This window comes from Xanthomonas cannabis (assembly GCF_040616535.1).
Lineage (GTDB): Bacteria > Pseudomonadota > Gammaproteobacteria > Xanthomonadales > Xanthomonadaceae > Xanthomonas > Xanthomonas cannabis.
Genome location: NZ_CP136580.1, coordinates 1,868,684 through 1,884,514, shown reverse-complemented (window position 1 = coordinate 1,884,514; position 15,831 = coordinate 1,868,684). Strand labels below are relative to the sequence as shown.

At 67.6% G+C, this 15,831-nt stretch carries 12 protein-coding genes and 2 pseudogenes; 8 read left to right on the top strand and 6 right to left on the bottom strand.

The window, feature by feature from the left end; genetic code table 11:
* Positions 1–30: 30 nt before the first annotated feature.
* A complete protein-coding gene (locus RZV17_RS08115) occupies positions 31–567 on the bottom strand; it encodes a glycoside hydrolase family 108 protein (RefSeq protein WP_104580052.1) in 537 nt (178 codons plus the stop codon).
* Positions 568–722: 155 nt separating this feature from the next.
* Between RZV17_RS08115 and can the strand changes: the two genes are divergently transcribed.
* The 8 genes and pseudogenes from can (at position 723) to RZV17_RS08075 (ending at position 10,501) form a co-directional block, all read left to right on the top strand.
* Positions 723–1,385, top strand: a complete 663-nt coding sequence (can, locus tag RZV17_RS08110; RefSeq protein ID WP_355608486.1) for a carbonate dehydratase — start codon at positions 723–725, stop codon at positions 1,383–1,385.
* A 209-nt stretch (positions 1,386–1,594) separates the two neighbouring features.
* Complete coding sequence (locus RZV17_RS08105) at positions 1,595–2,125, top strand: 3-hydroxyanthranilate 3,4-dioxygenase (protein ID WP_355608483.1); 531 nt, start codon at positions 1,595–1,597, stop codon at positions 2,123–2,125.
* A gap of 283 nt (positions 2,126–2,408) precedes the next feature.
* A pseudogene (locus tag RZV17_RS08100) lies at positions 2,409–4,537 on the top strand (FUSC family protein).
* A 33-nt stretch (positions 4,538–4,570) separates the two neighbouring features.
* The gene (gene kynU / locus RZV17_RS08095) at positions 4,571–5,845 is read left to right on the top strand and encodes a kynureninase (RefSeq protein ID WP_355608480.1); all 1,275 of its coding nucleotides are present in this window, start codon (positions 4,571–4,573) and stop codon (positions 5,843–5,845) included.
* 171 nt (positions 5,846–6,016) lie between these two features.
* On the top strand, positions 6,017–7,384 hold the full coding sequence (locus tag RZV17_RS08090) for an NAD(P)/FAD-dependent oxidoreductase (RefSeq protein ID WP_355608477.1): 1,368 nt from the start codon (positions 6,017–6,019) through the stop codon (positions 7,382–7,384).
* Positions 7,385–7,693: 309 nt separating this feature from the next.
* The gene (gene sbcB / locus RZV17_RS08085; protein ID WP_166750407.1) at positions 7,694–9,139 is read left to right on the top strand and encodes an exodeoxyribonuclease I; all 1,446 of its coding nucleotides are present in this window, start codon (positions 7,694–7,696) and stop codon (positions 9,137–9,139) included.
* Positions 9,136–9,822, top strand: coding sequence for a DUF2461 domain-containing protein (locus RZV17_RS08080; RefSeq protein ID WP_039412460.1), 687 nt, complete (start codon positions 9,136–9,138; stop codon positions 9,820–9,822). Before sbcB ends, RZV17_RS08080 begins: the two co-directional genes overlap by 4 nt.
* A gap of 112 nt (positions 9,823–9,934) precedes the next feature.
* Entirely contained in the window at positions 9,935–10,501 is a 567-nt protein-coding gene (locus tag RZV17_RS08075; protein WP_355608473.1) for a DUF2939 domain-containing protein, read from the top strand.
* Positions 10,502–10,651: 150 nt separating this feature from the next.
* Here RZV17_RS08075 and RZV17_RS08070 read toward each other — a convergent pair whose 3' ends face one another.
* From RZV17_RS08070 to RZV17_RS08050, 5 genes and pseudogenes are all read right to left on the bottom strand, one after another.
* A complete protein-coding gene (locus RZV17_RS08070; RefSeq protein ID WP_355608470.1) occupies positions 10,652–11,395 on the bottom strand; it encodes a transferase in 744 nt (247 codons plus the stop codon).
* Positions 11,392–12,357: a 5'-nucleotidase gene (locus tag RZV17_RS08065; RefSeq protein ID WP_047696635.1), complete on the bottom strand. Its 966-nt coding sequence runs from the start codon at positions 12,355–12,357 to the stop codon at positions 11,392–11,394. Before RZV17_RS08065 ends, RZV17_RS08070 begins: the two co-directional genes overlap by 4 nt.
* A 180-nt stretch (positions 12,358–12,537) precedes the next feature.
* The gene (locus tag RZV17_RS08060) at positions 12,538–13,314 is read right to left on the bottom strand and encodes an NAD kinase (protein WP_039412455.1); all 777 of its coding nucleotides are present in this window, start codon (positions 13,312–13,314) and stop codon (positions 12,538–12,540) included.
* A gap of 138 nt (positions 13,315–13,452) precedes the next feature.
* Positions 13,453–15,588 carry a bifunctional 23S rRNA (guanine(2069)-N(7))-methyltransferase RlmK/23S rRNA (guanine(2445)-N(2))-methyltransferase RlmL gene (rlmKL, locus tag RZV17_RS08055; RefSeq protein ID WP_355608465.1) on the bottom strand — a complete coding sequence of 712 codons (2,136 nt, stop codon included), beginning with the start codon at positions 15,586–15,588 and terminating at the stop codon, positions 13,453–13,455.
* Positions 15,585–15,773, bottom strand: a pseudogene (locus RZV17_RS08050) (hypothetical protein). Before RZV17_RS08050 ends, rlmKL begins: the two are co-directional and overlap by 4 nt.
* Positions 15,774–15,831: the final 58 nt, after the last annotated feature.

Genomic DNA, 15,831 nt, shown 5'->3' with positions numbered 1-15,831 from the left:
GGTCGGAGATGTCGCTGGGCCGGTACTGGCTCAGACCGCGTCGGGAAAGCTATCCACGCGAGCCAGCCATCCCTTGAGGAACCTGCCAAGCGCAGGTCGCGCGGCGACCAGTCGCTGGTAGTAGTCCCTGCGGCCGGCCTTGTAGCGTGCATAGAGGTCCTGCTGGTTGCTGGATGCCAGTGCGGCGAAAGTCGCCGGTCCCATCCGCCCGTCCGCCACCAGCGCGCCGCCGGTCTGCGCATTGAGCACGGTCTGCAGCAGCTTGATCGCGTTGCCGCCGGCGTTGACATAGAAATCGAACAGGATGTTGGCCAGCGGCTGCAGTGCGATCTGGTCGGCGCGCAGCCGGTCCCAGTACTGCGCCTTGTAAATGACCCCGGCCTGGGCATCCGTCAGGGCACGCAGGTTCGCCAGGCTTGGCTCCACGCCCAGCAGGTTCTGGGCGCAGGCCTTGAAGGTCAGCAGCGTGATGCCCTTGTTGGTGGCCCCACCCGGATCGGCGGGATCGTTGACGAAGCCGCCTTCGTGCTTGAGCAGGGTCGGAAAAAACACGTTGAAGTCAGCCATCGGCGCCACCTGTCGAATTGATCGGTGGCGCCAGTTTCCGCATCGGTGCAATAGCCGGACATCGGCCGTTCACCGATACTACGGTGCCTGAAAGCTGATTCATTCCGGGTCCCGGCAGGGGCCACCAAGACCGCGTTTTCTGGAATACTGCCCCCATGAACGAGCTCAACCATCTGCTAGACAACAACCGTGCCTGGTCCGAGCGTATCCGCCGCGAAGACCCGGAATTCTTTTCCAAACTGTCCACCCAGCAGACGCCCGAATACCTGTGGATCGGCTGCTCTGACTCGCGCGTGCCGGCCAACCAGATCATCGACATGGCGCCGGGCGAGGTGTTCGTCCATCGCAACATCGCCAACGTGGTGGTGCATACCGATTTGAACTGCCTGTCGGTGATCCAGTTCGCGGTGGACGTGCTCAAGGTCAAGCACATCCTGGTGGTGGGCCACTACGGTTGCGGTGGCGTGTTTGCCAGCCTCACCCAGAAGCGCATGGGCCTGGTGGACAACTGGATCCGTCACGTCACCGATGTGGCCGACAAGCACGAGGCCTGCCTGCACGATGCCGGTGATCTGCCGGTGCAGCACGCGCGCCTGTGCGAGCTCAACGTGCTGGAACAGGTGGTCAATGTCTGCCGCACCACCATCGTGCGCGATGCCTGGGAGCGCGGCCAGGCACTGTGCGTGCATGGCTGGGTGTACAGCCTGCGCGACGGGCATGCGCACGACCTGGGCATGTCCATCGACCGCCCGGCGCTGCTGCAGGAGCGTTACGACGCCGCACTGGCGCAGATCCAGGCCGATCACGAAGAACGCTGAGGCCCAACCGGACGCGTTCACGGCGACGCAAGGAGCAGTCGTCGCACGCGTCCGGACAAGGCGTCCGGAACCGGCATGGTCTCAGTGGTGCGTGCCGGCTCTGCGCAGCGGCAGCTGGGACCTCGCCTTCGCGATCGCGCCAGCCACTGCGCCACCCACCGGCGCCATAGGTTGGCTATGCTGGACGTCTTCTTTGCCGAGGAACGTCGATGCTGGTCCCGCCGATCAACCTGCATGCCTGGATCGAGCAACACCGCCACCTGCTCAAGCCGCCGGTCGGCAACAAGTGCATCCAGCAGGACGGCTTCATCATCATGATCGTCGGCGGGCCGAACGCGCGCGCCGACTATCACTACGACGAAGGCCCGGAGTGGTTCTTCCAGCTCGAGGGCGAGATGGTGCTGAAGGTGCAGGACGAGGGCGTCCAACGCGACATCCCGATCCGCGCCGGCGAAATCTTTCTGCTGCCGCCGAAGGTGCCGCATTCGCCGCAACGTGCCGCCGGCTCGATCGGCCTGGTCATCGAACGCGAGCGCCTGCCGCACGAACAGGACGGCCTGCAGTGGTATTGCCCGCAGTGCAATCACAAGCTCTACGAGGCGATGTTTCCGTTAGACAACATCGAAACCGATTTTCCGCCGGTATTCGATCATTTCTATCGCTCGTTGGCCTTGCGCACCTGCACCCAGTGCGGGCACCTGCACCCTGCGCCCGAGCGCTATGCCGCAGTCGAGGCCTGAGGGGACGATGGCATGCCATTGCGGCGAGCACGTGGAGTGCGATGCGGTTGATTGCCTGTGCAAGGTTTGCTGTTGCCGGGGCACTCGGCGTTGCCTGCGCATACCGCGATGATGCTGCAGCGCTGCGACGATGGGCGTGGCCGGCAGGTTCTTCCTGCCCGCTGCCTGACAGGAGAACTGCCATGACCTGCCCGATCCGGCGCAGCGCGTTTCGCGCGTGGCCGTATGCGCGCAGCGATCGCGCGCAAGCGATGCACCGGGCCGCTGCACGGAAACAGCCACCATGCTGCGCACCCTGATCGACCTCAAACCGCGCGATGTGCCGCTGCGCGTGGCCCTGCGCAACACCGCCGCGGTGGTGCTGCCGCTGGCGATCGGCGTGGCCACCGGGCATGTCGCGGCCGGGCTGGCCGTGTGCAGCGGCGCGCTCAACACCATGTTCTCCGACCAGCCCGGCCCCTACCGCGCGCGCCTGCAGCGCATGCTGATGGCGGCACTGGCGGCCGGCCTGGCGGCCTTGCTTGGCGTGTGGGTCGGTCACAACACGCCGGCGCTGGTGCTGGCCGGTTTGTTGCTCGGCCTGGGCGGTGGCCTGCTGGTGGCGCTTGGCCCGGTGGCGGCACGGGTGGGCCTGACCAGCATGATCCTGCTGGTGGTCAGCGCGGATATGCGCCTGCCTGCCGCGCAAGCGCCGGGCGTGGCGGCGCTGATCTTTGCCGGCGGCCTGTTGCAGGTGTTGCTGGCGCTGGCGGCCTGGCCGCTGCAACGCTATCGCCCGGAGCGGTTCGCGCTGGCCGAGCTGATGCGCCAGCTGGCCGGCATCGCCCGCCAGCGCCCGGAAGCCAGCGCTGCACCGCCGGCCACGCAGGAAGTGCTGGATGCGATGGTGATGCTGCATGGCGAACATCGTTCGCGTGCGATTGCAGTGCAGAGTTTTCGCATCATCGCCGAGCTGTGCGAACGCGTGCGGCTGGAGCTGCTGTCGCTGGCCGATGCCGACACCCGCCTGACCGAATCGCAGGCACGCCCGGCCATCGAGCGGGTGCTCGAACGCAGTGCGATCGTGCTGGAACAGCTGGCCCACGCGATGACGGTGGGCGAAGACCCGGTGGCGGCCAACGCATCGATGACCGGCTTCGACGACCTGATCGCTGCGCTGGCGCAGGTCCAACACGACAACGCCGATACCCGCGAGCGCCGGCTGGTGCGCGTGGCGGTCGCCCGCGCGCAGGGCCTCGGCGGCCAGTTGCGCGCGCTGATCCGCAATGCCCACTGGGCCAGCAGCCGTGGCGAGATCCAGGCGCAACTGGCCGAAGCACGCCTGCCGGCAGCGCTGCGCCCGGCCGCCACCTGGGCCACCCTGCGCGCAAACCTGGATCTGTCGTCGGTGGCGTGTCGGCATGCGCTGCGTTGCGGCGTGTGCCTGGCCCTGGCGATCGCGTTCCAGCGCTGGCAGCAGATCCCGCATGGGTTCTGGATTCCGATGACCACCGCCATCGTGCTGAAGCCGGATTTCGGCGGCACCTTCAGCTTTGGCGCGCTGCGCGTGGCGGGCACCTTCGTCGGCCTGTTGGTCGCCACGCTGCTTGCCCATCTGGCGATGGATGGGGCCAGCGTCCGCATGGCCTTGCTGGCACTGTTCTGCCTGGGCTTTCGCTTGTTGACCCAGGTGAATTACGGCATCGGCGTGGCCTTCCTCACCGGCATGCTGGTGCTGCTGCTGTCGTTCGAAGGGGTGACGCCCGGCGAGGCGGTCGTTGCACGTTTGCAGGCCACCGTGGCCGGCAGTGCGCTGGCCCTGGTCGCCTACGCGCTGTGGCCCACGCGCGAGCGTCGGCATATCCGCAGTTCATTGGCTCACCTGCTCACTGCCTACCGCGAGCATCTGCGCAACCTGCTGCTGGGCCGGATGGACCACCTGGGCGACAGCCGCGCCGCCGCGCGCGTGGCACGTACCAATGCGCAGGCCTCGATCGAGCGGCTGCGTGGAGAGCCACGCAGCCGCCGCAACCTGCAGGAACTCAAGCTTGCCGAATCGCTGCTGGCCAACGGCAACCGGCTGATCCGCGCCACCTTGCTGCTGGAGGCAGTGCTGCGCGATGGCCACCAGTTGCCCGCGCTGGACGCGTTGCCCGCCTTTGCCGACCACGCCGACCAGGCGCTGGCGGAATTGATCGACTGTCTGGTCGATGGCGGCACGCCGGCCGCGGCCACCTTGCGCAGCGCCGAGCGCAAGCTTTCCGATGCGCTGGCCGCGTGCCGGACGGCACGCCCGGCATCGCCGCGCTTGCCGACACCATCGACCGCGTCACCGACAGCATCGGCACCCTCACCCACCTGCTGCGGCCTGCCCGACCGGCCCCGGCCGAGACAGCGGGCGTGCATGACGGCGCGCGCGGTGCCGGCGGGTAAACTGCCGCATCGTTCCAGAGCGTTGCATGCCCGATGACCACCGACCCGCTGTCCCGTTCCCACGCTGCGGCACTGGACGCCGCCGACCCGCTGCGCAACCTGCGCGAGGCGTTCGTGTTTCCGCAGCACCACGGCCAGGACCAGACCTACTTCGTCGGCAATTCGCTGGGCCTGCAACCGCGACAGGCCCGTGCAATGGTCAGCGAGGTACTCGATCAGTGGGGCGCGCTTGCCGTGGAAGGCCACTTCACCGGTCCCACCCAATGGCTCACCTATCACCAGCTGGTGCGCGACGGCCTGGCGCGCGTGGTCGGCGCGCTGCCCGGCGAAGTGGTGGCGATGAACACCCTCAGCGTCAACCTGCATCTGATGATGGCCAGCTTCTATCGCCCCACGCCCGAGCGCGGCGCGATCCTGATCGAAGCCGGCGCGTTCCCGTCCGACCGCCACGCAGTGGAGTCGCAACTGCACCTGCATGGGCTGGACCCGGCCACGCAGCTGATCGAGGTGGAGGCCGACGAACCCAATGGCACGGTGTCGATGGCGGCCATTGCCGCGGCGATCGCACAGCACGGCCCGCGGCTGGCGCTGGTGCTGTGGCCGGGCATCCAGTACCGCACCGGGCAGGCGTTCGATCTGGGCGAGATCGCGCGGCTGGCGCGGGCGCAGGGCGCGGCGGTGGGTTTCGATCTGGCGCATGCGGTGGGCAATATCCCGCTCACCCTGCACGACGATGGCGTCGATTTCGCGGTGTGGTGCCACTACAAATATCTCAATGCCGGGCCGGGCGCGGTGGGTGGGTGCTTCGTGCATGCGCGCCACGCCACCAGCAACCTGCCGCGCATGGCCGGTTGGTGGGGACACGAGCAGCAGACCCGTTTCCGCATGGATCCGCAGTTCGTGCCTGCGCCGGGCGCCGAAGGCTGGCAGCTGAGCAATCCGCCGGTACTGGCGCTGGCGCCGCTGCGTGCATCGCTGGACCTGTTCGACCAGGCCGGCATGGCCGCGCTCCGCGCCAAATCCGAGCAGCTCACCGGCCATCTGGAACAGCTGATCCACGCGCGCCTGGCGCAGGTGCTGCAGATCGTCACCCCCGCGCACGCTGCGCAGCGCGGCTGCCAGCTGTCGCTGCGGGTGAAAGGCGGCCGCGCGCAGGGGCGCGCGCTATTCGAGCATCTGCATGCCGCCGGCGTGCTGGGCGACTGGCGCGAACCGGACGTGATCCGCATTGCGCCGGTGCCGCTGTACAACCGCTTCGTCGACCTGCACACCTTCGTGGAACAGGTGGAAACCTGGGCCGCCGCCTGAGCGCAACACGCTGACTGCAAGGTCACCGGGCCTGGGGGCCGCGACGCGGAGCCGGCAGCGGCCCACGTACACTCCCAGCCCGCCCACGGCTGATGCCCGGGCGGCCGCCCTTGCCAGTCGCTGTCTCCCCCTCTTCGCCGGCGCTGCGTCCGGCCGCCGCCGGATATTGCATTGAGCCCAGTCTCCCCCCGCTCCCTGACCCTGATCGGCGCCGGCCTGGCCGGTTGCCTGCTGGCCATCCTGCTGTCGCGCCGCGGCTGGCAGGTCACCGTCTACGAACGCCGCGGCGATCCGCGCATCAAGGGCTACGAGTCCGGCCGCTCGATCAACCTGGCCCTGGCCGAACGCGGCCGCCACGCACTGCGCCAGGCCGGCGCAGAAGACGCGGTGATGGCCAAGGCGGTGATGATGCGCGGGCGCATGGTGCACCCGGTCAACGGGGAACCGCAGCTGCAGCGCTATGGCCGCGACGACAGCGAAGTGATCTGGTCGATCCATCGCGCCGCCTTGAACGTGGCCTTGCTGGATCTGGCCGAACAGGCCGGCGCCACCGTGCACTTCTACCGTCGCCTGCACACGGTCGATTTCGATGCCGGGTACGCGCGCTTCATCGACGACCGCGACGATCAGCCGCACGAGATCCACTTCCAGAGCCTGATCGGCAGCGATGGCGCCGGCTCGGCGCTGCGCGCGGCCATGCAGCGCAAATCGCCGTTGGGCGAGCGCATCGAGTTCCTGGATCACTCCTACAAGGAGCTGGAAATCCCGCCGCTGCCCGGTGGCGGCTTCCGCATCGAGCGCAACGCACTGCACATCTGGCCGCGTGGGCGCTACATGTGCATTGCGCTGCCCAACGACGGCGGCACCTTCACCGTGACCTTGTTTTTGCCCAACGCCGGCGAGCCCAGCTTTGCCACCACCCGCACCGGCGAAGAAGCGCACGCGCTGTTTGCGCGCGACTTCCCGGACGCCTTGCCGCTGATTCCGCAGCTCCAGGAGCACTGGGAAGAACATCCGCCCGGCCTGCTCGGCACCCTGACCCTGGACCGCTGGCATCTGGACAACCGCGCCTTGCTGATCGGCGATGCCGCACATGCGATGGTGCCGTTCCACGGCCAGGGCATGAACTGTGCGTTCGAAGACTGCGTGGCGCTGGCCGAACAGATGGACGCGCACGACGACATCGGCAGCGCATTTGCCGCCTTCGAGGCCGCACGCCGCGACGATGCCGCGGCAATCCAGCAAATGGCGCTGGACAACTATCTGGAGATGCGCGACCGCGTGGGCGACGCGCAGTTCCTGCTGCAGCGCGAACTCGAACAGCAATTGCAAGCGCGCTGGCCCACCCGCTTCGTGCCGCACTACACCATGGTGACCTTCCTGCGCACGCGCTACTCGATCGCACTGGCGCGCAGCGAAATCCAGCGCGAGATCCTGGTCGATGCCACGCGCGGTCACAGCGATCTGTCGCGCATCGACTGGGCTGCGCTGGAAACCAGAGTGCACGCGCGCCTGGAGCCGCTGGAGGGCGCGCACTGACGTCTGCGACGGTAGTGCCCCACGGCATCACTGCCCGCGCTGCAGGCCATGCCGTGGCGTCATCCGGGTCTTGGCTGATCTCTCCGGCGTCGCTGTCGGCAGCTGCGAGACAGCTGCAGCTGCCCTGCGCGCGCCAGTCGGCTAGTCGAAGCAGATCGCCGGCCCACCGCGCCACTGCACGCGCGCACCACTCACGTGCGCCAACCCGCCGCACAGCCGCGCCTCAGCGTGCCAGTGCTGCGATGGGGGATACTAGGCGGCACCGGCAGCGCGTACGCCGTGCGCTGCGCATCTGGATCTTGCACCCGCATGCCTGACAGCTTTCTCTTCTACGACCTGGAAACCTTCGGCCAGGACCCGCGCCGCACCCGCATCGCGCAGTTCGCGGCGGTGCGCACCGACGCGCAGCTGCGGGTGATCGAAGAACCGATCAGCTTCTTCGTGAAACCGGCCGACGATCTGCTGCCCTCCCCGTACGCCACCATGGTCACCGGCATCACCCCGCAGCATGCGTTGCGCGAGGGCGTGAGCGAAGCCGAGGCATTTGCACGCATCGCCGAGCAGATGAGCCGGCCGCAGACCTGCACGCTGGGCTACAACTCGATCCGCTTCGACGACGAGTTCGTGCGCTGTGGCCTGTTCCGCAATTTCTACGATCCCTATGAGCGGGAATGGCGCGGCGGCAATTCGCGGTGGGATCTGCTCGACGTGCTGCGCCTGGTGCACGCACTGCGCCCGGATGGCATCGCCTGGCCGCAGCGCGAAGATGGCGCCACTTCGTTCAAGCTGGAGCATCTGGCCGACGCCAATGCCGTGCGCGAAGGGGATGCGCACGAAGCACTGTCCGACGTGTACGCCACCATCGGCATGGCGCGCAAATTTCAGCAGCATCAGCCCAAGCTGTGGGACTACGCCTTGCGCCTGCGCGACAAGCGCTTTGCCGCCACCCTGCTCGACGTGATTGCGATGGAGCCGGTGCTGCATGTATCGCAGCGCTACCCGGCCTCGCGCCTGTGCGCCGCCGCAGTGTTGCCGCTGACGCGGCATCCGCGCATCGACAGCCGGGTGATCGTGTTCGATCTGGACGGCGACCCGGAGGTGCTGCTGCGCCTGAGCCCCGACGAGATTGCCGACCGGCTGTATATCCGCGCCGCGGATCTGCCCGAGGGCGAGCAACGCATTCCGCTGAAAGAAGTGCATCTGAACAAATCGCCGGCACTGGTGTCCTGGCAGCACCTGCGCGCAGCGGACTTCCAGCGCCTGGGCGTGGACCGCGACGTGGTCATGGCCAAGGCCGCACGGCTGCGCGAGCTGGGGCCCGCGCTCGCCGAAAAGGTACGCCAGGTCTACGGCAATGAGCGCGCCGCTGCCGCAGCGGTCAACGATGCCGACGCCTCGCTCTACGACGGCTTTCTGGCCGAGGGCGACAAGCGCTTGCTGGCCCAGGTGCGCGCCAGTGCGCCAGACGAGCTGGGCGCTCTGGAAGCGCGTTTCCGCGATCCGCGCCTGGTCGAACTGCTGTTCCGCTACCGTGCGCGCAACTGGCCGCAGACGTTGTCGCCCGAAGAACACGACCGCTGGAACGTGTACCGTCGCCAGCGCCTGCTGGAAGACCGCGGGTTGGGCGAAGTCACCCTGGAGCAGTATGACGCGCAGATTGCGGATTTACGGCTCGCTCACCCCGACGATGCTACCAAGCAAGCCCTACTCGACCAGCTCGCCGCCTGGGGTTCGGACCTCCAACGCACGCTATGACCACCTACTTTTCCGACGCCAGCTTCAAATTCCTGCGTGCCCTGGCCCGCCACAACGACAAGACCTGGTTCAACGACCATCGGCACCAGTACGAAGCGCACGTGCGCCAGCCGTTTCTGCAGCTGATCACCGACCTGCAGCCGGCGTTGGCGCAAGTCAGCGAGCACTATCGTGCCGATCCCAAGACCCAGGGCGGCTCGCTGTTTCGCATCTATCGCGATGCGCGTTTTTCCAACGACAAATCGCCGTACAAGAACTGGCAGGGCGCGCGCCTGTTTCATGAGCGCCGCCGCCAGGTTCCTGCGCCGTCGTTCTACATCCACCTGCAGCCGGGCGAGAGTTTCGTCGGTGCGGGGCTGTGGCACCCGGAGCCGGACACGCAACGCAAGCTGCGCCAGTTCATCTTCGAAAACCCCGGCAGCTGGAAAGCCGCCGCGTACGCACCCAAGCTGCGTCGCAAGTTTGCGTTGGACGACAGTGAAAAACTGGTCCGTGCACCGCGCGGTTTTCCAGCCGATTTCGAGTTCATCGACGATCTCAAGCATCGCAACTGGGCGTATCTGCGCCACCTGGACGATGCGCTGATGACCGGGCCGCGCCTGCGTCAGACCATCGAGGCCGATCTGGTGACATTGGCGCCGTTTGTCGATTACCTGTGCGCCGCGCTGGATCTGGAATTTTGACAGCGCACGCAGCGCCACCGCTGGGTGATGCGCTGCAGTCGATCAGCGCGTGCCGACCATTTGCCGCAGAGTGCAGGCAACCACCGCCGTCCCTGGCAACGGAGTGCGAACGATGAAAAAACGCTGGTGGTTATTGCCCTTGCTGATCGTCGCCTTGCTGGCCGGCTACGTGGTGGCAGGGCCGTACCTGGCCATCCGCGGCATCAGTCAGGCGGTCGCCGACCGCGATGCCGGGCAGCTGGATCGCCATGTCGATTTCCCCAGCCTGCGCGTCAACCTCAAGGCGCAACTGGACGATTACCTGATCCGCCAGGCCGGCAGCAGCGCGCAGTCGAGCCTGTTGGGCGGTGTTGCGCTGCGGTTGGCCAGCGGCATCAGCGGCGCTGGCGTGGATACCTTGATCACGCCCTTGGGTATCGGTGCGCTGCTGCAGGGCCACAGCGTGTGGAACCGCGTCATCGGCGACACCGTCAGCGCCGACACCTATGCCGCGCCGGCTCCTGCCCGCCCGCTGCAGGGCGCGACGCAACGCTTCGAATCCACCCGTCGCTTCACCGCCACCACGTACACCGCCACCGGCGCACCGGTGGTGTTCGTGCTCACCCGCCAGGGCCTGCGCTGGCGGCTGACCGACATCCAGCTACCGCTCGGCGACCAAGACGGTTCGCCCGCGCCATAGGTGTTGCGTACGGATGCGGACGACCGGGCGCGCGAGCAAGCGCTGGTCGACACGCTGCACCGATGGTCTGCAACATCGTGCATGCAGTTAGCGGACGCGTGCCGCGTGGCTGCCGCCATCCCCGCTTGGCGCACCACGCAGGCTGATGCCTTACGCAAACCGCCAGGCGCGCTCGGTCCATGCCGCCTGCAGCCGCAGCATAGAAGGTCGTAGCTGCCGGCGTGCTGCCCACGGCAACTGCGCCAGGGCCTGTTCCGGGATTGCCGGGGTATGTCGGCGGTTCCAGGCAAACACCACCTGATTGCGCAGGTCCGGCTCGGGCAACGCCAGCACCAGACCGTCGAATAGCGAACGCAGCTGCGCCAGGTGCCCGGCGATGGGCACGTCGTACAGGTTGAACGCCAGCACGCCGTCAGGGGTCAGTGCCGCGCGGCACTGCGCGTAGAACTCCGGCGTGCACAAGGCCGGCGGAATCCCGTCGGTGTCGTAGGCATCCAGCAGCAACAGGTCATAGCGACCGGCACGCGGGCCGATCCACTGCGCGCCATCGCCCAGGCTGATCTCCAGCCGCGCATCGTCGCGCGGCAGCGCGAACGCATCGCGCAGCGCCAGCACCTGCGCATCGGCTTCCACCGCCTCAATGCGCGTGTTGCGCAGATACCGATGGCAGAACTTTACCTGCGCACCGCCGCCCACACCGATCACGCCGATGCGCTCGGGCCGCGGCTGCAGCCACAACGCCGCCAACATGCTGCGCGTATACGGCAGCATCAACCGATACGGCGCCCAGCGCGACATGCGTGTCTGGACCGTCTGCTCGTCGAAGCACAGCTCCAGGGTGCGCCAGCGAAGGCGCAGCGCAGCGCGTCCGGGCGGCTGCGGCGGGGCGCTCATGCGCCCGGCGGATCGTTGGCCACGCCGTGCGGCACATGGCCGGCTGCCACGTGCTGATGCTGGCGTGCGCTGTCGATGTTGTGTTGCGAGTCGTCGAAGAAGATGTCTGCACCGAAGGCTTCCAGGAACGGCCCCTTGTGCCGCCCGCCCAGAAACAGCGCCTCGTCCAGCCGCACGCCCCATTCGCGCAGCGTGCGGATCACCCGCTCATGCGCCGGTGCAGAGCGCGCGGTGACCAGCGCGGTGCGGATCGGCGACGACTCGCCAGCCGGAAACGCTGCCTGCAGCGTATGCAGCGCAGAGAGAAAGTTGCGGAACGGCCCGACCGATAGCGGCTCGCGGGCACGCTCGCGCTCGTGCCGCCCGAATGCCTCGACACCCTGCTCGCGGGAAATGCGCTCGCTCTCGTCGCCAAAGATCACCGCATCGCCATCGAAGGCGATACGCAGCTGGGTGGACAGGCGGCTCTCGTCGTTGTCCACGATGGCCGCAGCCGCCTCGGCACGCTCACCCGGCGCACGCGGCATGATGGTCGCTGCGGCGATGCCATGGGTGAGCGCGCGCCGCACCGATTCCGGATTGGCCGACAGGAACAGATCGGTGCCAAACGGCTTCACATACGGCCAGGTCGGCTCGCCGGAGGTGAAGGTGGCGCGCACGATGCCCAGGTTGTAGTGCTGGATCGAGTTGAAGATGCGCAAACCGGTATCGGCGGAGTTGCGCGACAACAGGATCACTTCCACCCGCGGGGTCTCCTCGGGCACATCGTGATTGAGCGCCAGCAGCTTGCGCACCACGGGGAACGCCACGCCCGGTTGCAGGATGTCGTCTTCGTGCTCGCGCTGGAACGCCGAATACGCCTCCACCCCGCTGGCCTCGAACAGGGCATGACCTTCTTCAAGATCGAACAGCGCGCGCGAGGTCACCGCGACGGTCAGGAGCCTGGGGGAGTTGTCAGCCATTTGGGTGCCGGGAGCCGGGATTCGGGAATCGGGATTGGTGAGCAGCAGCGCGTGCGGATTTGAGATCAGAAACACGATGGCGCGAGCCGCATCGTAACGCGTCGACGTGCTCGCAGGTGGCCAGCGTGCGCGGCTCCCGCCGTTGCCAATCCCGAATCCCCAATGCCCAATCCCCGCCCCTCACACCGCAAACTGCTCGCTGAAGATGCGCTCTTCCAGGTTGTGTTCCGGATCGAACAGCAACGTGACCCGGCGCTCGGTGGATTCACGGATGGTCACTTCCACCACGTCGCGGATCTCGTGCGAATCGGCGGTGACGCTGACCGGGCGCTTGTACGGATCAAGCACGCGAAAACGCACTTCGGTATCGGCCTTGAGGATGGCGCCGCGCCAGCGGCGCGGGCGGTACGGCGCGATCGGCGTCAGTGCCAGCGTATGCGAGCCCAGCGGCAGGATCGGCCCATGTGCCGAGTAGTTGTAGGCGGTGCTGCCGGCCGGTGTGGCCACCATCACCCCGTCGCCGATCAGCTCGGCGATGCGGGTCTGGCCGTTCAGATCCACGCTCAGATGCGCGGCCTGGCGGGTCTGCCGCAACAGCGAGACTTCGTTGTACGCCAGCGACCCGGCGCTGCTGCCGGATTCGGTCTGCACCAGCATTTCCAGCGGCCGCAGATGCGCCGGCTCGGCACGTTGCAGACGGGCCAGTAAGTCGTCTTCATCGTCGCGATATTGGTTCATCAGGAACCCGACCGACCCCAGCTTCATGCCGAACACCGGCTTGTCGGCGGCGCCGTGGCGATGCAGTGTCTGCAGCATGAAGCCGTCGCCGCCCAGGGCGCAGACGACATCGGCCGTCTCCAGCGGATGATCGCCATAGCGCTGCACCAGGCGCGCGCGCGCGTTGGCCGCGGGCTCGGTGGGGCTGGCCAGAAAGGCGATGCGGGGTGGTGCGGTCATTGTCGACTCCAAAGCATGCGAATCAGCATACCGCAGCCCTGTGCTGGGCTTGTTGCCATGCCCCCCTGCCCTCGCGTGCGTCGCCGCCGCTGCGCCTCTTGCCGCGGGCACCGCGCCCACCACCCATCACGGCACGCCTCAGGCCGTCAACCGCCATGCGCGATGGATGCGTGCATGCCGCTCGAAGTCCGGGTCGATGGTGCGCGGGCTGATCTCCTCGCACTGCGCAAACTCGGCCACCGCGTCTTCGTCCAGCTTGAAGCGGCGGAAGTTGTTGGAGAAATACAGCACGCCGCCCGGCGCCAGACGCGCCACCGCCGCGCGCAGCAGGCGCACATGCTCGCGCTGGATGTCGAAGTCCTCGGCGCGTGCGGAATTGGAAAAGGTCGGCGGGTCGCAAAAAATCACATCGAAATGCGCGCGCTCGGCTTCCAGCCACGTCAATGCATCGGCCTGCACCAGCTTGTGCTTGCTGCCGGCCTGGCCGTTCAACGCAAGATTATCGGCGCACCACTGCAGATAGGTGGCGGACAGATCCACGCTGGTGGTGGAGGCCGCGCCGGCCACCGCCGCTTCCACGCTGGCCACGCCGGTGTAGCAGAACAAATTAAGGAAACGGCGTCCCTTGGACTGCTGCGCCATGGTGCCGCGCAGCGGGCGATGGTCCAGAAACAGCCCGGTATCCAGATAATCGAACAGGTTCACCCGCAGCAACGCGCCGTGTTCGCGCACGTGGACGATTTCGTTGCGCTGTTCGAACCGGCCGTACTTGCTGCCGCCCTTGCCGCGCTCGCGCGACTTCAGCGCCACGCGCTCGGCCGGCACCTCGAAGACCTCGCGCGCGGCAGCCAGCAATTCATTGAGACGACGGCGTACATCGGCTTCCGGGATCGTTGCAGGCGCTGCGTATTCCTGCACATGCAGGAAGATGCGGCGGTCGCCATCGGCTTGCTGGTACACGTCGATGGCAGCGGAATATTCCGGCAGGTCGGCGTCGTAGGCACGGAAGCATTCGATGCCTTCGCGCGCGCGCCATTTCTTGAATTTCTGCAGGTTCTTGCGCAAGCGGTTGGCCACCATCTGTGCGCCTTCGCTGAGCGCGGTCGGCGCCGCCAGCGGGGTGCGCCGCGGCACCGCGATCGGGTCGCAGACGATCAGCGCGCACTCGATCGCGCCATTGAAAAGCTGGTACTTCTTGGCTGCGCGCAGGCCGGTGGCATACGCCAGCTCGGCATTGCCGCACAGCAGGCTGGCCCGCCATTGCGGCACGACACGCTGCAGGGTATCGCCGAGCCTGCGGTACAACGCTGCATCGGCTGCCAGGCGCTCGTCATAGGGCGGATTGCACACCACCACGCCGGTGGCCTGCGGCGGGGTCTGCAACTCGCCCACCTCACGCACGCCGAACCAGATCGCCTCGGCCACACCGGCCACTTGCGCATTCTCTTTCGCGGCGCGGATCGCGTGCGGGTCCATGTCGCTGCCGTGGATCACCTGCCTGAGCGCAGCGCGGCCGACGCTGTCGCGTTCGCGCGCTTCGCTGACCAGCTGTTGCCAGGTCTCGCGATCGAAACCGCGCCAACGGCTAGGCACATCGCTGCCATAGCGCTGCAGACCCGGCGCGACGTCGGCGGCCATCAGTGTGCCTTCGATCAGCAGCGTGCCGCTGCCGCACATCGGGTCCAGCAGGCCGCCGCCATCGGCATAGGCGCGCGTCCAGCCTGCGCGCATCAGCACCGCCGCAGCCAGGTTTTCCTTCAATGGCGCCTCGTTCTGCGCCATGCGCCAGCCGCGTCGATGCAGCGGGCCGCCGCCCAGGTCCACCGAAATGGTGGCGCGGCCCTTGCGCAGCGACAGGTTCAGGCGCAGGTCCGGGCTTTCCACATCCACCGACGGGCGCTCCAGGCCCTGCCGGCGCATGGTGTCCACCACCGCGTCCTTGATGCGCTGCGCCGCGTAGCGGGCATGGGTGATGGCGGTACCGGACACATGCGCGTCCACCGACAGCGTGTGCCCCACCGACAGGTGCTCGTCCCATGGCAGCTCGGCCACGCCGGCGTACAGCGCGTCTTCGTCCGGGCAATCGAACTCGCTCAGCGGCCACAGCACGCGGCTGGCCAGGCGCGACCACAACACGGCGCGCTGCGCATCGCGCAGTTCGCCTTCGACGTTGACGCCGGAGATGGTGGCGGTGGCCTTGCTGGCACCGAGCGCGAGCAGCTCGTCGGCAAGCAGGTATTCCAGGCCCTTGGCACAGGATGCGAAGAATTTCACGTAGGCAGGTATCGATAAAGACGCTGGCCGCGGCGGCGAGCGTGGGAGCAGCACGGCGGGCCGGCGCCCGTAGGGGCAATGCCGTGGCCGTGGACGGGCGCAAATGGTCGGCCATCGGGGCCGGCATTACCACCCCCGCCGGCCGCTTCGCCCGCCGCACGGTTCACCAGCGCGCCAGCGGCCACCAGCAAACGCCACCGCCACCAGGGCCGCGATCGCCGTCCGGCACTGCCTGCAACCCGG